Below are 21,913 nucleotides of genomic sequence, written 5' to 3' on the forward strand. Positions count from 1 at the left end.
CGGACAGGAGTGACCGGCATAAAAATAGCCCTATTTTTCAGCAGTTCAGGCGCGGCGTTTTGTCGCTGAATCCATCCATACTGCCAGCAACAGAATCGCTCCCTTCACGATATACTGCCAGAATGTTGGGACATCCATCATACTCATTCCGTTATCCAGAGAAGCCATAATAAATGCACCCATCACTGCGCCGGCAACGCTGCCGACGCCACCCGCCAGGCTGGTTCCGCCGATGACGCAGGCGGCAATGGCGTCCAGTTCGGCGATGTTTCCCGCCGATGGCGACCCGGCACCGAGACGCGAACTGAGGATGAGCCCGGCAATCGCCACCATCAGACCATTGATGGCGAACACCGCCAGTTTGGTCCGCGCAACGTTAATGCCGGAAAGACGGGCGGCCTCCAGATTGCCCCCTATGGCATAAATACGTCGGCCAAATGCGGTTCGTGTCGCCATGAACATCCCGGCGAGCAGCAAAAATACCAGCAGCAGAACGGGCGTCGGCACACCGCGATAATCATTCAACAGCCAGATGGCGCCTAACACAATCACGGCAGTTAATGCCTGGCGGCCCACTACGCTGGTTGACGCCGGGGCATCAAGACCCAGGGACTGCCGGCGCATGCGCCCGCGCCACTGCCAGCCGATAAACGCCATCAAACCCATCGCGCCGAGGGTGAAGCCCAATCCATTGGATAAGTAGCTTTGCCCAATCTGCGACATGGCGGAGCTGGTCGGCGATACGGTTGTACCATTGGTGATGCCGATGAGGATACCGCGAAACGCCAGCATCCCGGCCAGAGTCACAATAAATGAGGGAACTTTGCGGTAAGCGACCCACCAGCCATTCCAGGCGCCGAGCAGCAATCCCAGCGCCAGCGTGACGATAATGGTGAACGGCAGCGGCCAACCCAGCCAGACGTCGCAGATAGCCGCGACGCCGCCCAGCAGTCCCATCATGGAACCGACGGAGAGATCGATTTCCGCTGAGATGATGACGAATACCATGCCGACCGCCAGGATCCCCGTAATCGCGGTCTGGCGGAGCAGGTTGGAGACGTTACGTGCGCTGAGATACGCACCGTCCGTTGTCCAGGTAAAGAACAGCATGATCACAATGATGGCCGCGATCATCACGAACACCTGTAGATTCAGCGATTTAATCCCAGGAAAAACGCCCGTCAGTGGGGCGGTGAGTTTAACGTCAGACGGATTGTTTTTCGACATGATGTTCGCTCCTCAAAGCGGCTTCCATCACCTGCTCTTGCGTCAGGTTATGATTGACCAGGTTGGCTTTCAGTTTTCCTTCATGCATCACCAGAATGCGGTCGCTGAGCCCCAGCACTTCGGGCAATTCAGACGAAATGACAATTACGGCGATACCCTGCTGAACGAGCTGGTTAATGAGCTTGTAGATTTCATATTTCGCGCCGATATCGATGCCCCGGGTAGGCTCATCAAGGATGAGAATTTGCGGGTTAAGCAACAGGCAGCGCGCCAGAATGGCTTTTTGTTGATTCCCACCGCTCAGACGTCCGATCGCCAACTCAGGAGAAGACGTTTTGACTTTGAGACGTTGCAGGGATTCGAGGATGCATTTGTATTCGGCGGCATCGTCTAACTGGCTTACCTTGCCAGTGAACTGATCAAGCGCGGCGAGGGTAATGTTTTTCCCCACCGCCATGACCGGCACAATACCATCGCGTTTGCGGTCCTCCGGAACCATGGCGATCCCGTGGGCGATGGCCTGCTGGCAGTTGCGGATGTTAACGTACTGACCGTCAATCACCACCTCTCCTTCCCAGCGCCCGGGCCAGACGCCAAACAGACACTGAACAAGCTCCGTGCGTCCCGCGCCGACCAGACCAGCAATCCCCAGGATTTCGCCGCGCTTTAGTGAGAAGGAAACGTCATTCACGCGCCGGATATGGCGATTGACGGGATGCCAGGCTGTGAGGTGATCAACGCGTAAAATCTCTTCACCCGTGGTGTGAGGTTCGCTGGGGTAGAGTGCAGTGAGTTCGCGGCCAACCATCATGGTGATGATATCGTCTTCGCTCATGCCAGCCGCGTCGCGGGTGCCAATATGCTTGCCATCACGGATCACGCAGATCGTGTCGGAAATGGCTTTCACTTCGTTCAGCTTGTGTGAAATGTAGATGCAGGCGATATCGTGCTGTTGCAGATCGCGGATGATCTCCAGCAGCACCGTTGTTTCCTGTTCGGTGAGTGACGCTGTCGGCTCGTCCAGAATCAGCAGGCGCACTTGTTTATTCAGCGCTTTCGCAATTTCAACCAGCTGTTGCTGACCAAGGCCCAGTTCGCCCACCCGGGTATCGGGCGAAATTGCCAGACTGACCTGCCTGAGCAATTTTTGGCAGCGCAGGGTCATCATGTCGTAATCCAGCACGCCATGACGGCTTATTTCGCTACCGAGGAAAATATTCTCCAGCACGGTTAAGTGCTTAACCAGTGCTAACTCCTGATGGATGATGGCAATCCCTTTGCGCTCGGTATCACGAATATGGTTGGCCTGTAGCGTTTCTCCAGCAAATACAATTTCACCTTCGTAACTGCCATGGGGATAAATACCGCACAGTACTTTCATTAGCGTCGATTTACCTGAGCCATTCTCGCCGCATAATGAAATAATTTCACCGGCATTCAGTCTGAGGCTGACGTTATCAATCGCCTTGACGACACCGAAGGTTTTGGTGATGTTCTTCATTTCAAGTAGACAGGACATAGCGACTCCGCAGTAGCCAATGAGAGAACCGGGCGTAGTGGGAAATGCGCGCCCGCAGCCATCGCTGGGGCGCTGCGCTTACAGTTCGCTCTGCTTATGGAATCCGTCTTTAATCACGGTCTCATTGATGTTGTTTTTGTTAACGTCAATCGGCGTCAATAAGCGGGAGGGGACATCTTTCAGACCGTTGTTTAACGTAGCGTCGGCTTTAGGCTGCTGTCCGTTACCCAGTTCTACGGCGATTTCGGCGGCGGTATTGGCCAGCAGCGTAATCGGTTTATACACGGTCATTGTTTGTGTTCCTGCGACAATGCGCTTGATACCCGCAAGGTCGGCGTCCTGACCTGAAATCGCCACTTTTCCTGAAAGCCCTTGCGCACTGAGCGCCTGAACCGCACCGCCTGCCGTCGCGTCATTGGAGGCGACAACGGCGTCAATGTTGTTATTGTTCGCGGTTAAGGCGTTTTCCATAATTTTCAGCGCATTTTCCGGCAGCCAGCCGTCAACCCACTGATCGCCAACCACCTTTATTTTTCCGGAATCGATATACGGTTTTAAAACTTTCATCTGCCCGGCGCGGAAGAGTTTGGCATTATTATCGACTGGCGAGCCGCCCATCAGAAAATAATTTCCCTGAGGGACACGTTCAACTAATGCCTGGGCCTGTAATTCACCGACTTTTTCGTTATCAAATGAAATATAGAAATCGATGTCTGCGTCATTGATCATGCGGTCATAAGCTAAAACTTTAATACCTTCCTGTTTCGCCTCTTTAACCACGTTACTTAATACTTGTCCGTTATAAGGAATAATAACGAGGACATCCACTCCTCGGTTAATCATATTTTCAATCTGCGACATCTGGGTTTCTTCATTCCCGTTCGCGGACTGGACAAAGACTTTTGCGCCAAGCGATTCGGCTTTGCTGACGAAAATATCGCGATCTTTCTGCCAACGTTCGAGGCGCAGGTCATCAATCGCCATGCCGATTTTAATTTCTTTGGCATGTCCTGCCACGCTGGTGAGCAAAAGGGAGGTGCAGACAGTGAGTAAGAGATTCTTCATCTTCATAATCGTGATGCCTTTCGTTAGAGGGAGTAACAATAAAAGTAACAATCACAGCATAAGACGTTGCAGAATTTAGCAATTCATACGGGGAAGACAATTACAGATTTTTATCTTGCGGTTACGAAATTTGGTTTATTTCCTGAATTATGACCAGGATCGTACTTTTTATGGTGAAGACTGAATGTTGCATTTATGCCAGCAGAGTACCCATTTTTTGCAAATGGATATTTTTATTTTGCGAGGTGGCGCACACTTGTGAATTCTCTCAATAGCAGTGTGAAATAACATAATTGAGCAACGGGAGGGGAGTGCTCAATATTACGACATGACCTATTCTCGTCGTATTTCCTGATTATGGAGTTCATTATGCAGGCATATTTTGACCAACTCGATCGCGTTCGTTATGAAGGCCCCCGTTCCACTAATCCGTTAGCATTCCGTCATTACAATCCTGATGAGATCGTATTGGGCAAACGGATGGAAGATCATCTGCGTTTTGCAGCCTGCTACTGGCATACCTTTTGCTGGAACGGGGCTGATATGTTTGGTGTCGGGGCGTTTAATCGTCCGTGGCAGCAACCGGGGGATGCGCTGGCGCTGGCAAAACGTAAAGCGGACGTCGCGTTTGAATTTTTCCACAAGCTGCACGTTCCGTTCTACTGCTTCCACGATGTCGATGTTTCGCCGGAAGGCGCGTCGCTGAAAGAGTACAAAAATAACTTCGCCGAAATGGTGGATGTGCTGGCAGAGAAACAAGAGCAGAGCGGCGTGAAACTGCTGTGGGGTACGGCAAATTGCTTCACCAACCCCCGTTATGGTGCCGGGGCGGCGACGAACCCGGATCCAGAAGTGTTCAGTTGGGCGGCCACCCAGGTGGTAACGGCGATGGACGCCACGCACAAACTGGGTGGTGAAAACTACGTGCTGTGGGGCGGTCGTGAAGGGTACGAAACTTTGCTGAATACCGACCTGCGTCAGGAGCGTGAGCAAATTGGCCGCTTCATGCAAATGGTGGTTGAGCACAAGCACAAAACGGGCTTCCAGGGCACGCTGCTGATTGAGCCGAAGCCGCAGGAACCGACCAAGCATCAGTATGATTACGACGCCTCGACCGTTTACGGCTTCCTCAAGCAGTTTGGTCTGGAAAAAGAGATCAAACTGAATATTGAGGCTAACCACGCGACGCTGGCAGGTCACTCATTCCACCACGAAATCGCCACGGCGATTGCGCTGGGTCTGTTTGGCTCTGTCGATGCCAACCGGGGTGATGCGCAGCTGGGCTGGGATACCGACCAGTTCCCGAACAGCGTAGAAGAGAACGCGTTGGTGATGTACGAAATCCTCAAAGCGGGCGGTTTCACCACCGGTGGCCTGAACTTTGACGCCAAAGTGCGCCGTCAGAGTACGGATAAATACGATCTGTTCTATGGCCATATTGGCGCGATGGACACGATGGCGCTGTCGCTGAAAATTGCCGCGCGCATGATTGAGGATGGCGAGCTGGATAAGCGCGTCGCGAAACGTTATGCCGGCTGGAGTAGCGAACTGGGCCAGCAGATCCTGAAAGGACAGATGTCGTTAAGCGAACTGGCGCATTATGCTGAACAGCACAACCTGGCGCCGGTGCATCAGAGCGGTCATCAGGAACAGCTGGAAAACCTGGTGAATCATTACCTGTTCGATAAATAATCGATATCGCCGGGTGACTCAGCGTTTCCTGGTCGGTGATTTGACAAGCCCGGTGAGCGTTGTGGCACCGGGCATTTCAGTTTAAGGAACCCACTCTATGTATATTGGGATCGATCTTGGCACCTCGGGCGTGAAAGCGATTTTGCTCAATGAGCAAGGCGAGGTGGTCGCATCGCAAACGGAAAAACTCACCGTCTCCCGTCCTCATCCGCTCTGGTCGGAGCAAGATCCCGAACAGTGGTGGCTGGCGACCGACCGCGCCCTGAAGGCGTTGGGCAAGCAGCATTCGTTAAGTCAAGTGAAAGCGCTGGGGATTGCCGGGCAGATGCATGGCGCGACGTTGCTCGACAGCCAGCAACAGGTGCTGCGACCGGCCATTCTGTGGAATGACGGACGTTGTGGCGAGGAGTGTGCGTTGCTGGAGTCAATGGTACCGCAGTCGCGCGCCATCACGGGTAACCTGATGATGCCTGGATTCACGGCTCCGAAGCTGCTGTGGGTACAGCGCCACGAGCCAGCGGTGTTCCGGCAGGTGGCAAAGGTGCTGCTACCGAAAGACTATCTGCGTTTACGCATGACCGGTGAATTTGCCAGCGATATGTCTGACGCTGCGGGAACGATGTGGCTGGATGTGGAAAAACGTGACTGGAGTAACGTGATGCTGAATGCCTGCGGCCTAGACCGTGACCATATGCCCGCGTTATTCGAAGGGAGTGAGATTACCGGCAAATTGCTGCCTGATGTCGCAATGGCGTGGGATATGCCTGCGGTTTCTGTCGTTGCAGGCGGTGGCGACAATGCGGCGGGCGCAGTCGGCGTGGGGATGGTCAATGCCGATCAGGCCATGCTGTCACTGGGAACGTCCGGCGTCTATTTTGCCGTCAGCGACGGTTTCCTGAGCAAGCCTGAAAGCGCTGTACACAGCTTTTGCCATGCGTTGCCTGAGCGCTGGCATCTGATGTCGGTGATGCTAAGTGCAGCCTCCTGTCTGGACTGGGCGGCAACATTAACCGGTCTGAAGACGGTGCCGGCGCTGATTGATGCGGCGCAGCAGGCTGATGAGGCAGCCGACCCTGTCTGGTTCTTGCCGTATCTTTCAGGTGAACGTACGCCGCACAATAATCCGCAGGCGAAAGGCGTGTTCTTTGGTCTGACCCATCAGCATGGACCGGCTGAGCTGGCGCGCGCGGTGCTGGAAGGCGTGGGCTATGCGCTGGCCGACGGGATGGATGTGGTACATGCCTGTGGGGTGAAGCCGCAAAGCATCACGCTGATCGGCGGCGGTGCGCGCAGCGCGTACTGGCGGCAAATGCTGGCGGATATCAGCGGCCTGCAACTGGATTATCGCACCGGTGGTGATGTGGGGCCGGCACTGGGTGCCGCTCGTCTGGCGCAAATTGCGATGAATCCGGAGAAGTCATTAGCCGAGCTATTGCCGCAACTTCCGCTTGAACAAACACATATGCCCGACAGGCAACGCCATAGCGTTTATCAACAGCGCCGGGAAACCTTCCGTCGTCTTTATCAGCAGCTACTTCCACTCATGTCTTGAGCCTGAATCCCTCCTGTTTTGCAGGAGGGATTAACCCAAAGCATATAAATAATTGATCAATAAATTAAATATATGGATTTATTCTGAAATTCCATTTTCTGTTCATTTTTCAGTGTTGTCTTTCATAGGTTATCCCTAATCTGCATCCGTTGGATAAGGAGATCCCAGTGAAAAGCTCAACGTTAATTTCCTGGTTGTTGCTCATCTCAGGCACATCGACTTACGTTATCGGCTTAGGGATGGCATGTCCCTTACTGAGCGGAAAAGGTTATTTCCTCGGTGTCCTGGTGACCGCAATGTTTGTCACATACGTTTATCTACGTGAGGAAAAACGCGACCAACTGGACGATAGCGTCGTTACCGTGTGCCAACTGGTCGCGCTTATCACGCTGGGGTTGTTTCTGGTCGGCATCCTCAACGCGCCGCTATCACTGAGTGGGCGGGGTCTCTATCCGGTGGCGCTCTTTATGGGTCTACTGGGTTTTGTACGCCTGATTCGTGCATCGGATCATTAAATAAAAAGGGGATCACTTTGCTGTGGGGTTTCCTGGCTTGCTATTTGTTACGGCGTCTGAGACGGCGTTCTCCCTGATAACGGTTTTAGCCTCTCTGAAATGCCCGGCGCCACGACCGGGCATTTCAACATCAACTGACCAGCCTGCGCGTATCGATGCGTTGTAACAGCATTGAAAGCAGTAAACTGCCCACGAGAGTCGCGCTGAAAATCCACAACATATCCAGCGGCGGCCAGCGTTTGATTTCCAGACCGCTGGTGCGCAAGGCATGAATAATGAGCGCATGAAAGCCATAAATGCCGAGTGAATGGCGTGAAATCAGCCCCAGCCCAGGGACCGTTTGCGTATTCAGCGTGTTTTTCACCAGCGTCAGTAGCGCGACTGCACAGATAAAGACCATGGGGCCGCAATAGAGATACCAGGTATCGGCAAAATTGCCGCGCCACTGTAGTTCATGCAACGTCCCACGAGAGATGACCCACACCGCCACCACGAAAAGCCCCGCGCTTAACCAGGAAAGCGCGCGTTTTTGTGTCTCCATCATGCCGATAGCGCGTCCCAGCATCCCGTACAAAATGTAGTAAAAGGTATCGCCGTTGATATACAAATTAATGGGGAGCCACTCGAATCCGCCGACTTTTTGCGACACGGTATTCGGATTGGCGAGAATGCCAATGACCACTATCAGCACCAGCAGCATTTTGCCACTCACGTTTTTCACCTCAATCAGCGGCGAGACCAGATAGATCACAGCGATCGCGAAGAAAAACCACAGATGATAGAACACCGGTTTTTGCAGCAGATTTTTTAAGGAGAGTTCGGCGTTAATCGAAGTAAATAATGTGATGTAGAGCAGGGCAACGGCGCTGTAGAACAGCAGGCACAGCGCGATGCGTAAAAAATGGCGTGGTTGTGCGCTGCGCTCGCCAAAAAAGAGGTAGCCCGAAATCATAAAAAATAGCGGCACGCTGACGCGTGAAGCCGAATTCAGTACGTTGGCAAGATCCCAGTTAACGGGACTGACACTCTGTGCATTGGTGATGTACCAGGTTGTGGTGTGAATCATGACCACCATCAGACAGGCGATCCCTCGCAGGTTATCAATCCAGAAAATTTTGGGCTGCATCAGTTCCTCTGTTTTCGTTTCAAAAATGGTCTGACTCACATTTTGTCAGCCTGTCCCGCTGGATTAATCTGAGTTTTTACACTAAAGGTTGTGATGGTCCGATGAGATTCGCAAAATGCGTCTGCCACACCGAACGTAATAATAATAAGACTGATCAGTAAATTAGGCGGTAATAAAATGATGATGAAATCTTTTTTTCCAGCAATGGTGATTCTGTTGCTGGCAGGATGTACACCCTCCCAGCCATCGCCGACACAAAAGGCGCAGAAAGTGAAAGTCAGCCCCACGCGCACGCTGGATATGGAAGCGCTGTGCAAAGATCAGGCTGCGCGACGCTATAATACCGGTACGCAGAAAATTGATGTTACGGGCTTTGAACAGTTTCAGGGAAGTTATGAGATGCGCGGCGCTACCTTCCGTAAAGAGAGTTTTGTCTGCTCTTTTGACGCGGATGGGCAGTTTTTACATCTTTCCATGCGTTAAGCCCTGCCTTTTTCCCGTTTCGTACTGTATATCTTGCAGTCAGCGGGTATACTGAACCCTTCCTTTTAAAACCACACGTATCCAGCACGAAATACTATGCAAAAGTTTGATACCAAGACCTTCCAGGGCCTGATCCTGACATTACAGGATTACTGGGCTCGTCAGGGCTGTACCATTGTTCAACCTTTGGACATGGAAGTGGGTGCAGGTACCTCGCACCCGATGACCAGCCTGCGTGCGTTGGGGCCAGAACCGATGGCAACCGCGTATGTGCAACCTTCTCGTCGTCCAACTGATGGACGCTATGGCGAAAACCCGAACCGTTTACAGCACTACTATCAGTTTCAGGTGGTGATTAAGCCCTCTCCGGACAACATCCAGGAGCTGTATCTCGGGTCGCTGAAAGAGCTGGGTATGGATCCAACCATCCACGACATTCGCTTCGTGGAAGATAACTGGGAAAACCCGACGCTGGGTGCCTGGGGTCTGGGCTGGGAAGTGTGGCTGAACGGGATGGAAGTGACACAGTTCACTTACTTCCAGCAGGTCGGCGGACTGGAATGTAAGCCGATCACCGGTGAAATCACTTATGGTCTGGAACGTCTGGCCATGTACATTCAGGGCGTAGACAGCGTTTACGACCTGGTCTGGAGCGACGGCCCGTTGGGTAAAACCACGTATGGCGACGTGTTCCATCAGAACGAAGTGGAGCAATCCACCTATAACTTCGAATACGCGGACGTGGACTTCCTGTTCACCTGCTTTGAGCAGTATGAGAAAGAAGCGCAGCAACTGCTGGCGCTGGAAACGCCGCTGCCGCTGCCTGCCTACGAGCGTATTCTGAAGGCCGCCCATAGCTTCAACCTGCTGGATGCGCGTAAAGCCATCTCCGTCACCGAACGCCAGCGCTATATTCTGCGTATTCGTACCCTGACTAAAGCAGTGGCAGAAGCTTACTACGCTTCCCGTGAAGCCCTCGGCTTCCCGATGTGCAATAAAGACAAATAAGAGGCGGCCATGTCTGAGAAAACTTTCCTGGTGGAAATCGGCACTGAAGAGCTGCCACCAAAAGCCCTGCGCAGCCTGGCGGAATCCTTTGCTGCGAACGTGACGGCGGAGCTGGATAACGCCGGCATCGCGCACGGCCATGTTGAATGGTTTGCGGCACCGCGTCGTCTGGCGCTGAAAATCGCTAATCTGGCGGAATCACAGCCCGATCGCGAAGTTGAAAAACGCGGTCCGGCGATTGCCCAGGCATTTGATGCCGAAGGCAAACCGAGCAAAGCGGCAGAAGGCTGGGCTCGGGGGTGTGGTATTACCGTTGATCAGGCTGAGCGTCTGACCACCGATAAAGGCGAATGGCTGCTGTATCGTGCACATGTGAAAGGCGAAAGCGCCGAAGCGCTGTTGCCGAACATGATCGCTACATCGCTGGCGAAACTGCCGATCCCGAAACTGATGCGCTGGGGAGCAAGCGACGTGCATTTCGTACGTCCGGTTCATACCGTGACCCTGCTGCTGGGCGACAAAGTCATTCCGGCGACCATTCTGGGTATTCAGTCCGATCGCATTATTCGCGGCCATCGCTTTATGGGCGAGCCGGAGTTCACCATCGACAATGCCGACCAGTATCCGCAAATCCTGCTGGAGCGCGGTAAGGTTATTGCCGACTACGAACAGCGTAAAGCCAAAATCAAAGCGGATGCCGAAGACGCGGCGCGCAAGATTGGCGGTAATGCCGATCTGAGCGACAGCCTGCTGGAAGAAGTGACCTCGCTGGTGGAATGGCCGGTGGTACTGACGGCGAAATTCGAAGAGAAATTCCTCGCGGTACCCTCTGAAGCGCTGGTGTACACCATGAAAGGTGACCAGAAGTACTTCCCGGTCTACGCCAACGACGGCAAACTGCTGCCGAACTTCATCTTCGTTGCGAACATCGAATCGAAAGATCCTCAGCAAATCATCTCCGGTAACGAGAAGGTGGTGCGCCCGCGTCTGGCGGATGCCGAGTTCTTCTTCAATACTGACCGTAAAAAACGACTGGAAGATCACCTGCCGCGTCTGCAAACCGTGCTGTTCCAACAGCAGCTGGGTACATTGCGCGACAAGACCGATCGTATTCAGGCGCTGGCGGGCTGGATTGCCGGTCAGATTGGCGCAGACGTTAACCATGCCACCCGTGCGGGCCTGCTGTCGAAATGTGACCTGATGACCAACATGGTCTTCGAATTCACCGATACCCAGGGCGTAATGGGCATGCACTATGCTCGCCACGATGGTGAAGCGGAAGATGTTGCTGTCGCTCTGAACGAACAGTATCAACCGCGCTTTGCCGGTGATGACCTGCCGTCTAACCCGATTGCCTGCGCACTGGCGATTGCGGATAAGATGGACACCCTGGCGGGAATCTTCGGTATCGGTCAGCACCCGAAAGGGGACAAAGACCCGTTTGCGCTGCGTCGAGCTGCGCTGGGCGTGCTGCGCATTATCGTTGAGAAGAACCTGAACCTCGATCTGCAAACGCTGACCGAGGAAGCGGTGCGTCTGTACGGTGATAAGCTGACCAACGCGAACGTTGTGGATGACGTGATCGACTTTATGCTCGGTCGCTTCCGGGCCTGGTATCAGGATGAAGGTTACACCGTGGATACCATCCAGGCGGTGCTGGCACGTCGTCCGACCCGTCCGGCTGATTTTGACGCGCGAATGAAGGCGGTCTCGCACTTCCGTACGCTGGAAGCGGCATCTGCGCTGGCGGCAGCCAACAAGCGTGTCTCTAACATCCTGGCGAAGTCTGATGAGACGCTGAACGAGCGTGTTAATGCCTCAACGTTGAAAGAGCCAGAAGAGATCGCGCTGGCGATGCAGGTTGTGGTACTGCGTGACAAGCTCGAACCGTACTTTGCCGAAGGCCGTTACCAGGACGCGCTGGTGGAACTGGCTGAACTGCGCGAGCCGGTCGATTTATTCTTCGAAAAAGTGATGGTGAACGTCGAGGATAAAGAGTTGCGTATCAACCGCCTCTCGATGCTGGAAAAACTGCGTGAGCTGTTCCTGCGTGTGGCGGATATTTCGCTGCTGCAATAAACATCGCGCAAGTCACCACCGCAGACAAACGCTGAAACCTGCCCTCGGGCAGGTTTTTTTATGGACGGGACAGGAAGAGTTACTGCAACTGCAATTCCGTCAGACAGGTCTGGCTGTCATCCTTCGTGGCAATGGCGTGTGATGCCGTTTTGCCGTTGTAGCTCACTTCTATTGTCCCTTCAATATTGCGCGGCAACCAGACGCCGATAAACCCGTTCTGATAGCTTTTGAGCGGTTTCTGAATCAGCACATTGCCTTTGTTATCCGTCACTTTAACGTTGAACGTCGTGTCCGGCATTTCACCCTGGCAGCCGGACAAACTGTGGTTAAAGCACGGGTGCGTCTGCTGCTGGTAAGGTGCAAACGAGAGATAGAATTTTTCGCCCAACGGCAGGGTATACATCTGCCCATCAGAAGCGAGTTTTAACTCGGTACTGGTGATGGAAGCCGAATACGGCAGCGGGCGGGATTGTGGCGTTTGATCGATGGTATCCACGATCTGCTCGACTGACTTACCGGCAAGACCATGTTCGGCAAGGAATGTGGCTTCTGGCGATGCAGCAAACGCGGCGCCGCTGGTGAGTAAACCTAGCGTGAAGAACAACGGGAGTCTGGACATAGCGTCAATTCCATGTGAAAAACAGGGTTTTCACTATAAAGCTTACCCTTAGGGAAAGGTCAAAGGCTGGCCAGGTAAAGTAATGCAAAGAAGGGAAACAGGGATATCGAAAGGCGGGCAAGAGATAAAAAAAATCCCCGCCGTCTGGCAGGGATCTTGAATTCTGAGCTTATCTAAGCTTACAGGCTGGTTACGTTGCCAGCTGCCGGGCCTTTAGCGCCGCTTTCGATGGTGAAGGAAACTTTCTGACCTTCGTCCAGAGATTTGTAGCCATCGTTCTGGATAGCAGAGAAGTGTACGAACACGTCTTTAGAGCCATCGTCAGGAGTGATGAAGCCGAAGCCTTTGTCAGCGTTGAACCATTTTACGATACCAGTCATTTTACCGGACATAGTGTATTACCTTTTAAAAAATAAGTGTGCCTTTCGGCGATATGGCGTGCTCTACAGATTTTTTAAGCGTTAAGGAAATGCGCACTACGAGGGGTATCAACGATAACTCTTGAAGGGGACTGCCTTACTAAACTGCTTTAATGGTCTGTACGTCAAACCGTGGAACGCATTAACTCATGTAACGCCTGGGGATGCAACTGTTATTTTTCGCCCGATAGGTTAAGTGGTCAGAAAACGGTCCTGTATCAGGACCGTTCATCAATGATTGTCGATTACTCCATCAACTGCTTACTCAATGCCGGGTTAGCCTGTATCAGGCGCATCAGCTTCAATTCGGTACTGGAGGGTTTAACGCGTTTTGATTCCCACTCCTGTACCAGTGCAACCGTTACGCCTAACGCTCTGGCGAAATCATCCGTTTCCAGCCCGCTCCCCCGGCGTAATTGTTCAAATTCGCTAAAGGGACTTGGCTTATGTGTCAGGGTGATTTTTGATGTTTCTTCTTTAAAAACAATTTGTTCCAGGCTGCTCAGCAGCTCAAACATTGGATCTTTAGATTCCATTGAGAACTCCTTTAAATCACACAGCGAGATCGTGAATTTCATCGAAGCCAGTTAAGAATAGTCGTAAATGAGAAAGCGCGTTGGGCGTCACAGTTTAAGAGGGGAACAAGACTCGTTTCAGCGGCGAGAAGGCGGCGGATTTGTAGCTTGCTAACGATTTGATAACGGGCACTATATCCCGCGTGGTAATGTGAAATGTAAAGATTACGAAAATATGACTATTTCCTGGCAGGCGATTACCTGCCAGGAGGAAAAATCAGGCTTTTTGCGCGGCGTGAGTCGGTGATTCTGTCGGCGTTGATGCGCCAGAGAGCTGGCGTTTACCTGCCCAGTATTTCATCATCAAGGCAAAGGCAGACACTAACGCCGGAATGGCCAGGAATGTAAAGATGGTTTCGAACGCGAGTTGCGCCTGCATCAGGAAGGCGCCGCTAAACGCACCGAGGATGCCGCCGAAACGGCCCAGACCTAACATCCATGCCACACCAGTCGCGCGGCCCTGTGTGGGGTAAAAACCCGCCGCCAGCGCGGGCATGGACGATTGTGCGCCGTTCATGATTGTCCCGGCGATAAAAACCATCACCCCCATGAGCACCAGGCTGCTGGTGGAGAACCCAACCAGGCAGACAAACACCCCGGTCAACAACCAGCCGACCGCCACCACTTTGTTCGGGTTGAATTTGTCCATCAGCGCGCCCAGCACCAGGACGCCAATTCCGCCGCCCAACGGGAACAAGGCGGTAATGATGGACGCCTGGCTCAGCGTGGCCCCTGTTTCACGGATCAGCAGCGGCAGCCAACTGGTCAGCAGATAGAAGATCAGCAACCCCATAAAGTAGGTCAGGCACAGCATTACCGTACCCAGTGCGTAACGCGGCGAGAAGATGACGCCCAGCGCTGATTTCTCTTTAATCTGGCCGGTTTCACGCAGGACAAAGTGCGTCGCTTCCGGTAGCGGGGCGATACGGCGCAGAATGGTGCCAATCTGCTGCTGTGATTTGTTCTTAACCACCAGATAACGGGCAGATTCCGGCAGTAAAACGATCAACACCACTGCCAGCACCAGCGGCATCACGCCGCCGAGGATCAGTACGCTTTGCCAGCCGTAATGCGGGATCAGCCAGGCGGAGACAAACCCACCCATCGACGAGCCAATCGGGAATCCGACGAACATCAGATTCACCAGCAGCGCGCGACGGCGTTCTGGCGCGTATTCACTCATCAGGGTCGCGGCATTGGGCATTGCCGCCCCCAGACCCAGACCAGTTAAAAAGCGCAATGCGGTCAGTTGGTTCAGCGTGCTGGCAAAGGCGGTGAGCAGGCTGAAGCCGCCAAACACCAGAATCGACATAATCAGGACTTTTTTGCGACCGATGCGGTCAGCCATTGGACCCGCGGTGAGCGCTCCGACGGCAAGCCCCACCAGCGCGGCGCTCATGACCGGGCCGAGCGCGGATTTTTCAACGCCCCACTCTTGAACGAGATCGGAGGCGATGAAGCCGATAATCGCGGTATCGAATCCGTCCATCGCGACGGTCACAAAGCACAGCACGAGAATCATCCACTGGTATTTTGAAAAGGGATGCTCGTTAATAAACGCTTGAATATCAGTCGTTTTGTTTGTCATGCGGTCATTCCTGCGAAAGCAACGCGGGGGACAGAGGGGGTTTTTATTTTCTCCACCGCAAGCGTTAGGATTAATTGTGCGATTATCGAACGTTTATTCGTTAATCGTTCAATTAATCAAAACATTGAAGCCCGTGTTCGGCAATCACCCCACCGAGGTTAACGTGCGATAATCGTACGAATTGCCCCTTCACTGGCCGACTTAATGCTGAAAAGCTATTAAAATCATAGAACTACTTCTTGTTAATGCCCTCAGGACAGAGGTGGTAAATGTGATGTGTTTAACAATAAAATAACAATTTGGTCATCGCTATTTCGCCAGACGAATTTCCGCCACAAGATTACGCGGAAGGGGTATCCTGCGAGCCTGACCTGGACTATCCTTGTAAGCCGTAAGGCACGCGTATTGCGCAGTGCGCATTTTTGGGTGAAAGGAGTATTAAAATGGCGACAGGTAAGTCCTGCTCTCGCTGGTTTGCGCCTCTTGCGGCGTTGTTAATGGTAGTTAGCCTGAGTGGGTGTTTTGATAAAGAAGGCGATCAGCGTAAAGCGTTTGTCGATTTTCTACAGAATACGGTGATGCGTAGCGGCGAGCGTCTACCCACCCTGACCGCCGATCAGAAAAAACAGTTCGGTCCGTTTGTTTCTGATTACGCGATTTTGTATGGCTACTCACAGCAGGTGAACCAGGCGATGGATTCCGCGTTGCGTCCGGTTGTTGATAGCGTTAATGCCATCCGTGTGCCACAGGATTATGTGACGCAACGTGGGCCGCTGCGTGACCTGAACGGTTCTCTCGGCGTATTGGGTCAGCAGTTGCAGAATGCGAAACTGCAGGCCGATGCGGCGCATGGCGCACTGAAACAGGCCGATGACCTGAAGCCGGTGTTTGACCAGGTGTATAAGAAAGTGGTGACGACGCCCGCAGACGCGTTGCAGCCGCTGATCCCGGCCGCGCAGATCTTCACTCAGCAACTGGTCCAGGTGGGTGATTTTGTCGCGCAGCAGGATACGCAGGTGAGTTTTGTGGCGAATGGTATTCAGTTCCCGACTTCGCAGCAGGCAAGTCAGTACAACGCATTGATTGGGCCGCTGGCCTCGCAGCATCAGGCATTTAACCAGGCCTGGACTGCGGCGGTTAACGCTATTCAGTGATGGAGCTGCCGGGCAGGCGATAGCGCCTCCCGGCTGTTTTTGTTACCCCGCAACCTGCGGGTTCACGCAGTTCTTCTCGACCTTTCCTTGCAGCGCATCAATCAGATTATCTACCGCGCAGGCCGCCATGTTATAGCGCGTTTCGTGGGTGGCTGAACCAATGTGTGGTACCGCCACAACGTTACTCAGCGACAACAACGGTGAATCAACCGGTAGTGGCTCTTGCTCAAACACATCCAGACCGGCAGCGTGTATTTCGCCCTGTTGCAGTGCGGCAATCAGCGCGTTTTCATCGACCACCGGACCACGTCCGGCATTAATGAAGATGGCAGAGGATTTCATTTTAGCGAACTGCTCTGCGCCAAACAGATGATGCGTCTCGTCGGTCAGCGGCAGGATCAGGCAGACAAAGTCTGATTCCTGCAACAGCGTATTGAGGTCACAGTAGCGAGCGTTGAAGCGCTCTTCCGCTTCCTGATGGTGGCGGCGGGCGTTGTAGAGAATCGGCATGTTGAAGCCGAAGTGGGCGCGCTGTGCCAGCGCAAGACCAATGCGTCCCATCCCGACAATCCCCAGCGTTTTGTGGTGCACATCAATACCAAACCAGTCAGGACCAATGCTGGAGGTCCATTCGCCGACCTTCACGCGCTCGGCCACTTCCACAACGCGGCGAGCGGTCGATAGCACCAGTGCCATGATCGTATCGGCAACGGTTTCCGTCAGCACGGTGGGCGTATGCATCAGCAGTACCTTACGTGCGTTCAGCGCATCCACATCGAAATTGTCATACCCCACGGAGATCGTTGAGGTTGCGCGGAGCGTCGGCATTTTCTCCAGCAGCGCGGTATCGACGGTTTGGCTGGAGCCCAGCAGACCTTCAGCACTGGCAAAGGCTTGCGCGTGTTGTTCAACCGTCTGCGGGCTCAGGTCCGGCACCTGGGTGACGGTGAAATGTTCTTCCAGGCGATGCAGTAAATCGTCAGGTAACGCTTTGTAGAGAATAATGGACGGCTTCATATGACTCTCCATGAGTGAAAGTTTACGCGTGGCGTGCGCCAACCGGGACGTGCTGATTATTAGCAGGCTTAACAATTAAAGTTAGCCATACTGAGGCGAAAAGCGCCACCCCCATAAAAATGTACGAGGCGGACGGGCTGCCGGTGGCGCCGTTGAGGTAACCGACAAACCACGAGCCGAGGAACGAGCCCAGCGCGCCCATACTGTTGATTAGCGCCATTGCGCCACCGGCAACGTTGCGCGGCAACATCTCCGGAATGATGGCGAAAAACGGGCCATACGGGGCGTACATCGCCGCACCGGCAATCACCAGCAGGGTATAAGAGGCCCAGAAGTTATTCGCGCCGACGGCCCAGGAACCGATAAAAGCGCACGCGGCAATCAGCAGCAGAGGCCAGACGAACAGCTTACGGTTCTGTAATTTATCCGAGGCCCAGGAGGCGATAATCATCGCCACGGTGGCTGCCAGATACGGGACAGAAGAGAGCCAGCCCACTTCGACCATTCCCAGATTCGCGCCGCCTTCGCGGATGATTGATGGCAGCCACAGCACGAAGCCGTAGACGCCAATACTCCAGGTGAAATATTGCATGCATAACAGGATCACATTACGGGAGCGGAACGCTTCGCCGTAGTTGCGTACAGCCTTAATCCCCTGCTGCTCTTGTTCGAGTTGCGTTTGCAACGCCTTTTTTTCTGACTCGGTCAGCCAACCGACCTGCGCCGGTTTGTCTTTCACCAGCACCCACCAGCAGAAGGCCCACAGAATGGCGGGAACCCCTTCGATGATGAACATCTCACGCCAGCCGAGCGCCTGGATCAGGTAACCAGACACCACTGACATCCACAGGACCGTCACCGGGTTACCGAGGATCAGGAAGGTATTTGCTCGCGAACGCTCCGACTTCGTAAACCAGTTACTGATGTAAATCAGCATCGCTGGCATAACAGCGGCTTCCACTACCCCAAGAATAAAGCGAATAGCGGCCAGCGCCGGGATATTGCTGACCATCCCGGTCAGCGACGCGCAACCGCCCCATAAAATCAGGCAGACAAAAATCAGTTTGCGCACGCTCCGGCGTTCGGCATACACCGCGCCGGGGATCTGAAAGAAGAAATAGCCGAGGAAGAACAGGGCGCCGAGCAGGGATGAGATTCCTTTGGTGATGCCGAGGTCTTCGTTAATGCCCGCGGCGGACGCGAAGCTGAAGTTTGCACGGTCAAGATACGCCAGGCTATACGTGATGAACACGATAGGCATGATGTACAACCAGCGTTTTGCTGCATTTGTTGAGTTTGCCATAATCAACCTCTGTTGTTTCTGCCGCCGCTGTCTGTAGGGTACAGGGGGCTGTTATCATTACGTAAGGTTATTCGCCTAACGTTTCACGTGTGGGTAAGCCTTCGCTGTCGCCCTGTACCTGAATGGCCAGTGCGCCAATTTTGTTGCCGCGTGTGACGGCCTGCGACAGCGTACGGCCTTCCAGTAGGGCGCTGATGACGCCGACGGCAAAGCCATCGCCGGCACCGACCGTATCGACTACGTTGTCCACTTTGACCGGGGCAACGCTGCCTTTTTCGCCGTCGGCGGTTTTATACCAGGCGCCGTCTGCGCCTGTTTTCAGCACCACGGCTTTCACGCCATGACGGAGATAGAAATCCGCAATCCTTTCTGGCGTCTGTTGTCCGGTTAAAATCATCCCTTCCTTCAGGCCCGGTAATACCCAGTCGGCCTGGAATGCGAGACGATTCAGTTTCTCAACCATCTCGGCTTCACTTTTCCACAGCACCGGACGCAGGTTGGGGTCAAATGAGAGTGTCTTGCCCTGGGCTTTCATCGTGCGCGCCGTGTGCGCCAGCAGTTCATAGGAACTGGGGGAAAGCGCCGCAGCGACGCCGCTCAGATGCAGATGACGGGCACTGGAGAAATACGCGTCGTGGTAGTCCGCAACGGACAGATGGCTGGCGGCGGAACCTTTACGGAAATACTCCACAATGGGATCGGTTCCATTTTCAACTTTAGATTTTAGCTGAAAGCCGGTTGCGTAGCGCTCATCCAGGGTGACTCCCTGCGCATCAATCCCCTCTTTTTTCAGTGAGTTGAGAACAAAGCGACCAAAGCTGTCGTTACCTACGCGGCTCACCCAGCCGACTTTCAGTCCCAGTCGTGCCAGGCCGGTGGCAACGTTCAGTTCGGCACCGGCAACACGCTTGATAAATTGCTCAACCTCGGCCAGATCGCCGGTCTGCGTTGCTACAAACATCGCCATCGCTTCGCCGATTGTGATGACATCCAGTGAATGCTTCATGCCTTACTCCTTACGTAACAAATCGACGTAGTGGCGGGTAACCGCAGTCAGATCGGCCCCTTCCAGCGGGAATTCAATGCCGCGCGGAACGTCGGTGGGCAACAACTTGAGCAGGTCGAGCCAGCGGGGCTCTGCCTGGTCCGGGGGAACGGCGCGATAGCTGTCGTGGTGCGCGGTGGCGGCTTTAACGTGAACATAACCCACTGACTTCGCCAGTTGATGAGCGGCCTCTTCCGGCGAATCGCCTACCCACAGCCAGTTGCCCATATCAAACGTCAGGTGTACAGGCAGCGCATGTTGCTGACAGGCGGCGTTAAAACGTTGCATGGGGGCCAGTCGTCCGCAGGCGGTCTGGTCGTTCTCGACTACCAGCGCCATACCGCTGCTTTCCAGCCAGTCGCGCAGGGTGTCAAATTGTTCTGCGTGGACAAAATGGCCCAGCGAAACCTTCAGCCATAGCGCGCGCAGCGTTTGCGCTTCCTGAAGCAGTGACGGCAGTTGTAGATTGAGGCGGCCATCGTCCATGAACAGCGGTTGTGGCGCGGAATAGCAGGCCAGCAGATCGAAGCATTCGATGGCTGACGCCAGTGTGGACAGGGCGCTGAGCTCAGCGTCAGTAAACAGTTCGCGGCGAATTTCGACGCCGTCTGCACCTGCACCGGCAATGATAGGCAGCATCGCGGTTTGTCCGCCGGCAGCGCGGACAGTGTCGTGGCCATAGGCAGCGGTGACCACTATCAGTTTTCTTTGCATAGGAACTCCAGAACTCACGCTAATGTGATTACGCTAGATGGAACCGGTTCCAAAGAAAAGCGTGATGTGTCGAAATTATGATCACCATCACGAAGGAAAATTATCGGGCAGTGGAGCCGCGAACGATCAGCTCGCCGGAGAAAACCTGTTCATGAATGGCGTCGCTGCCGCCTTCAATCCTGCGTACCACTTGTTCGACAGCGGCATAACCAATCTGCCACGTGGGTTGTTTCAGAGTCGTGATCCCGACCCCTGCCAGTTCGGCCCATTCCAGCTCATCGAACCCCAACAGACCAATATCGCTGCCCCAGTTGAGGCCAATGCGCTTCAGTGAACGGGCGACCTGAAGGGTGAGCGCACCGTTAGCGGAAATCACTGCCTTGCGCATCCCGCGATGCTGCTGGTGGAACTGGCGTAAGGTGTTATCGAGTTGCGTATTCTCGGAAAGCGGAACTTCGGCGTTTTCGGCGACAACGCCCGGATAACGTGCCAGTGTTGCCCGAAAGGCGCTCAGACGTTCACGACGGGTATTGACCATCCCCAGCGGTTCGCTGAGAAACAGCAGTGCTTCAAAGCCTTGTTCAATCAGGTGTTCGGTGGCGGTGGTGGCGGCCTGAGTGTTGTCCAGCCCGACGACGTCGCAGGCGAAGTCAGGGATTTTGCGATCGATCAGTACCATCGGCAACGCGGACTGTTGCAGGCGATTCAACCCCTCTTCACGCATCCCCACGGCGTTGACCACAATACCTTCGACCTGATAACTGCGCAGCAGATCGAGATAGTGCAATTCCTGGTTCACCTCGTTATTGGTGTTACAGACCAGCGGCGTAAAGCCTTTCTCGCGACAGGCGGCCTCGATACCGCTTAACACGTGGACGGAATAGGGGTTGGTGATATCGGCAATGATCAGGCCAATCAAACGGGTGCGACCTCGTTTCAGGCCACGAGCCATCAGGCTGGGGCGATAGTCGAGATCGGCAATGGCTTTTTCAATACGCGCCAGCAGGGCATCGGAAAGCAGGTGTTTTTCGCCGTTGAGATAACGTGAAATGCTGGTTTTACCGGTTTTTGCCGCTTTCGCGACATCGCTGATGGTGGGGCGTGTTGATTTGCTCATCGCTGAATTCCTTGCTTTGGGTGAGCATACCTTAGCGCGAAAAGACCCGGCGACGCTACGCTTACCGGGCCTGTTGGTGGGTTTAAAGCCGGGGAA

20 protein-coding genes are annotated in these 21,913 nt (G+C 54.0%); 7 read left to right on the forward strand and 13 right to left on the reverse strand.

What is annotated here, in order from left to right; translation table 11 throughout:
- Positions 1-45: 45 nt before the first annotated feature.
- The 3 genes from xylH to xylF all read right to left on the reverse strand — a co-directional run bounded on the left by xylH (position 46) and on the right by xylF (position 3,817).
- Entirely contained in the window at positions 46-1,227 is a 1,182-nt protein-coding gene (xylH, locus tag OGW13_RS03085) for a xylose ABC transporter permease XylH (RefSeq protein ID WP_044328306.1), read from the reverse strand.
- Positions 1,205-2,746, reverse strand: coding sequence for a xylose ABC transporter ATP-binding protein (locus tag OGW13_RS03090; RefSeq protein ID WP_044253780.1), 1,542 nt, complete (start codon positions 2,744-2,746; stop codon positions 1,205-1,207). Before OGW13_RS03090 ends, xylH begins: the two co-directional genes overlap by 23 nt.
- Before the next feature lie 78 nt (positions 2,747-2,824).
- On the reverse strand, positions 2,825-3,817 hold the full coding sequence (gene xylF / locus OGW13_RS03095; protein ID WP_042998578.1) for a D-xylose ABC transporter substrate-binding protein: 993 nt from the start codon (positions 3,815-3,817) through the stop codon (positions 2,825-2,827).
- 363 nt (positions 3,818-4,180) lie between these two features.
- Here xylF and xylA point away from each other — a divergent pair, with 363 nt between their 5' ends.
- The 3 genes from xylA (at position 4,181) to yiaB (ending at position 7,570) form a co-directional block, all read left to right on the forward strand.
- The gene (gene xylA, locus OGW13_RS03100; RefSeq protein ID WP_042998577.1) at positions 4,181-5,503 is read left to right on the forward strand and encodes a xylose isomerase; all 1,323 of its coding nucleotides are present in this window, start codon (positions 4,181-4,183) and stop codon (positions 5,501-5,503) included.
- A gap of 97 nt (positions 5,504-5,600) precedes the next feature.
- On the forward strand, positions 5,601-7,055 hold the full coding sequence (xylB, locus tag OGW13_RS03105) for a xylulokinase (protein WP_287115621.1): 1,455 nt from the start codon (positions 5,601-5,603) through the stop codon (positions 7,053-7,055).
- A gap of 167 nt (positions 7,056-7,222) precedes the next feature.
- Positions 7,223-7,570 (forward strand): inner membrane protein YiaB, encoded by a 348-nt coding sequence (yiaB, locus tag OGW13_RS03110; RefSeq protein ID WP_042998575.1) that lies wholly within the window; start codon positions 7,223-7,225, stop codon positions 7,568-7,570.
- A gap of 130 nt (positions 7,571-7,700) precedes the next feature.
- On the opposite strand, the gene OGW13_RS03115 is transcribed toward yiaB, so the two are convergent.
- On the reverse strand, positions 7,701-8,696 hold the full coding sequence (locus OGW13_RS03115; RefSeq protein ID WP_090050299.1) for an acyltransferase: 996 nt from the start codon (positions 8,694-8,696) through the stop codon (positions 7,701-7,703).
- 177 nt (positions 8,697-8,873) lie between these two features.
- Here OGW13_RS03115 and OGW13_RS03120 point away from each other — a divergent pair, with 177 nt between their 5' ends.
- The 3 genes from OGW13_RS03120 to glyS all read left to right on the forward strand — a co-directional run bounded on the left by OGW13_RS03120 (position 8,874) and on the right by glyS (position 12,266).
- The gene (locus tag OGW13_RS03120) at positions 8,874-9,179 is read left to right on the forward strand and encodes a YsaB family lipoprotein (RefSeq protein ID WP_042998574.1); all 306 of its coding nucleotides are present in this window, start codon (positions 8,874-8,876) and stop codon (positions 9,177-9,179) included.
- A gap of 96 nt (positions 9,180-9,275) precedes the next feature.
- Complete coding sequence (gene glyQ, locus OGW13_RS03125) at positions 9,276-10,187, forward strand: glycine--tRNA ligase subunit alpha (RefSeq protein ID WP_042323214.1); 912 nt, start codon at positions 9,276-9,278, stop codon at positions 10,185-10,187.
- 9 nt (positions 10,188-10,196) lie between these two features.
- Entirely contained in the window at positions 10,197-12,266 is a 2,070-nt protein-coding gene (gene glyS, locus OGW13_RS03130; RefSeq protein ID WP_042998573.1) for a glycine--tRNA ligase subunit beta, read from the forward strand.
- A 79-nt stretch (positions 12,267-12,345) separates the two neighbouring features.
- Here glyS and cueP read toward each other — a convergent pair whose 3' ends face one another.
- The 4 genes from cueP to OGW13_RS03150 all read right to left on the reverse strand — a co-directional run bounded on the left by cueP (position 12,346) and on the right by OGW13_RS03150 (position 15,467).
- The gene (cueP, locus tag OGW13_RS03135; protein ID WP_042998572.1) at positions 12,346-12,885 is read right to left on the reverse strand and encodes a copper-binding periplasmic metallochaperone CueP; all 540 of its coding nucleotides are present in this window, start codon (positions 12,883-12,885) and stop codon (positions 12,346-12,348) included.
- Between the two features lie 179 nt (positions 12,886-13,064).
- Positions 13,065-13,277, reverse strand: coding sequence for a transcription antiterminator/RNA stability regulator CspE (cspE, locus tag OGW13_RS03140; protein ID WP_000014594.1), 213 nt, complete (start codon positions 13,275-13,277; stop codon positions 13,065-13,067).
- Between the two features lie 272 nt (positions 13,278-13,549).
- A complete protein-coding gene (locus tag OGW13_RS03145) occupies positions 13,550-13,840 on the reverse strand; it encodes an HTH-type transcriptional regulator (protein ID WP_042998571.1) in 291 nt (96 codons plus the stop codon).
- 256 nt (positions 13,841-14,096) lie between these two features.
- Complete coding sequence (locus OGW13_RS03150; protein WP_054176515.1) at positions 14,097-15,467, reverse strand: MFS transporter; 1,371 nt, start codon at positions 15,465-15,467, stop codon at positions 14,097-14,099.
- A 443-nt stretch (positions 15,468-15,910) separates the two neighbouring features.
- Between OGW13_RS03150 and OGW13_RS03155 the strand changes: the two genes are divergently transcribed.
- Positions 15,911-16,621 carry a DUF3053 domain-containing protein gene (locus OGW13_RS03155; RefSeq protein ID WP_042998569.1) on the forward strand — a complete coding sequence of 237 codons (711 nt, stop codon included), beginning with the start codon at positions 15,911-15,913 and terminating at the stop codon, positions 16,619-16,621.
- A 42-nt stretch (positions 16,622-16,663) separates the two neighbouring features.
- Here the strand turns inward: OGW13_RS03155 and ghrB are convergent, their stop codons facing one another.
- The 5 genes from ghrB to OGW13_RS03180 form a co-directional block, all read right to left on the reverse strand.
- Positions 16,664-17,638, reverse strand: a complete 975-nt coding sequence (gene ghrB / locus OGW13_RS03160) for a glyoxylate/hydroxypyruvate reductase GhrB (RefSeq protein ID WP_042998568.1) — start codon at positions 17,636-17,638, stop codon at positions 16,664-16,666.
- Between the two features lie 22 nt (positions 17,639-17,660).
- Entirely contained in the window at positions 17,661-18,941 is a 1,281-nt protein-coding gene (locus tag OGW13_RS03165; protein WP_287115622.1) for an MFS transporter, read from the reverse strand.
- A 67-nt stretch (positions 18,942-19,008) separates the two neighbouring features.
- Positions 19,009-19,947, reverse strand: a complete 939-nt coding sequence (locus tag OGW13_RS03170; protein ID WP_287115623.1) for a sugar kinase — start codon at positions 19,945-19,947, stop codon at positions 19,009-19,011.
- Between the two features lie 3 nt (positions 19,948-19,950).
- On the reverse strand, positions 19,951-20,700 hold the full coding sequence (locus tag OGW13_RS03175; protein WP_061069351.1) for a sugar phosphate isomerase/epimerase family protein: 750 nt from the start codon (positions 20,698-20,700) through the stop codon (positions 19,951-19,953).
- Positions 20,701-20,800: 100 nt separating this feature from the next.
- Entirely contained in the window at positions 20,801-21,817 is a 1,017-nt protein-coding gene (locus tag OGW13_RS03180; RefSeq protein ID WP_042998564.1) for a LacI family DNA-binding transcriptional regulator, read from the reverse strand.
- Between the last annotated feature and the right edge of the window lie 96 nt (positions 21,818-21,913).

Origin of the sequence: Citrobacter sp. Ca225 (assembly GCF_030337175.1) — a bacterium.
GTDB classification, from domain to species: domain Bacteria; phylum Pseudomonadota; class Gammaproteobacteria; order Enterobacterales; family Enterobacteriaceae; genus Citrobacter_A; species Citrobacter_A amalonaticus.

Bases quoted from the DNA above. Each gene is read 5' to 3' on its own strand.
- xylH (WP_044328306.1), bottom strand. From the start codon at position 1,227: ATGTCGAAAAACAATCCGTCTGACGTTAAACTCACCGCCCCACTGACG.
- OGW13_RS03090 (WP_044253780.1), bottom strand. From the start codon at position 2,746: ATGTCCTGTCTACTTGAAATGAAGAACATCACCAAAACCTTCGGTGTC.
- xylF (WP_042998578.1), bottom strand. From the start codon at position 3,817: ATGAAGATGAAGAATCTCTTACTCACTGTCTGCACCTCCCTTTTGCTC.
- xylA (WP_042998577.1), top strand. From the start codon at position 4,181: ATGCAGGCATATTTTGACCAACTCGATCGCGTTCGTTATGAAGGCCCC.
- xylB (WP_287115621.1), top strand. From the start codon at position 5,601: ATGTATATTGGGATCGATCTTGGCACCTCGGGCGTGAAAGCGATTTTG.
- OGW13_RS03115 (WP_090050299.1), bottom strand. From the start codon at position 8,696: ATGCAGCCCAAAATTTTCTGGATTGATAACCTGCGAGGGATCGCCTGT.
- OGW13_RS03120 (WP_042998574.1), top strand. From the start codon at position 8,874: ATGATGATGAAATCTTTTTTTCCAGCAATGGTGATTCTGTTGCTGGCA.
- glyQ (WP_042323214.1), top strand. From the start codon at position 9,276: ATGCAAAAGTTTGATACCAAGACCTTCCAGGGCCTGATCCTGACATTA.
- glyS (WP_042998573.1), top strand. From the start codon at position 10,197: ATGTCTGAGAAAACTTTCCTGGTGGAAATCGGCACTGAAGAGCTGCCA.
- cueP (WP_042998572.1), bottom strand. From the start codon at position 12,885: ATGTCCAGACTCCCGTTGTTCTTCACGCTAGGTTTACTCACCAGCGGC.
- cspE (WP_000014594.1), bottom strand. From the start codon at position 13,277: ATGTCCGGTAAAATGACTGGTATCGTAAAATGGTTCAACGCTGACAAA.
- OGW13_RS03145 (WP_042998571.1), bottom strand. From the start codon at position 13,840: ATGGAATCTAAAGATCCAATGTTTGAGCTGCTGAGCAGCCTGGAACAA.
- OGW13_RS03150 (WP_054176515.1), bottom strand. From the start codon at position 15,467: ATGACAAACAAAACGACTGATATTCAAGCGTTTATTAACGAGCATCCC.
- OGW13_RS03155 (WP_042998569.1), top strand. From the start codon at position 15,911: ATGGCGACAGGTAAGTCCTGCTCTCGCTGGTTTGCGCCTCTTGCGGCG.
- ghrB (WP_042998568.1), bottom strand. From the start codon at position 17,638: ATGAAGCCGTCCATTATTCTCTACAAAGCGTTACCTGACGATTTACTG.
- OGW13_RS03165 (WP_287115622.1), bottom strand. From the start codon at position 18,941: ATGGCAAACTCAACAAATGCAGCAAAACGCTGGTTGTACATCATGCCT.
- OGW13_RS03170 (WP_287115623.1), bottom strand. From the start codon at position 19,947: ATGAAGCATTCACTGGATGTCATCACAATCGGCGAAGCGATGGCGATG.
- OGW13_RS03175 (WP_061069351.1), bottom strand. From the start codon at position 20,700: ATGCAAAGAAAACTGATAGTGGTCACCGCTGCCTATGGCCACGACACT.
- OGW13_RS03180 (WP_042998564.1), bottom strand. From the start codon at position 21,817: ATGAGCAAATCAACACGCCCCACCATCAGCGATGTCGCGAAAGCGGCA.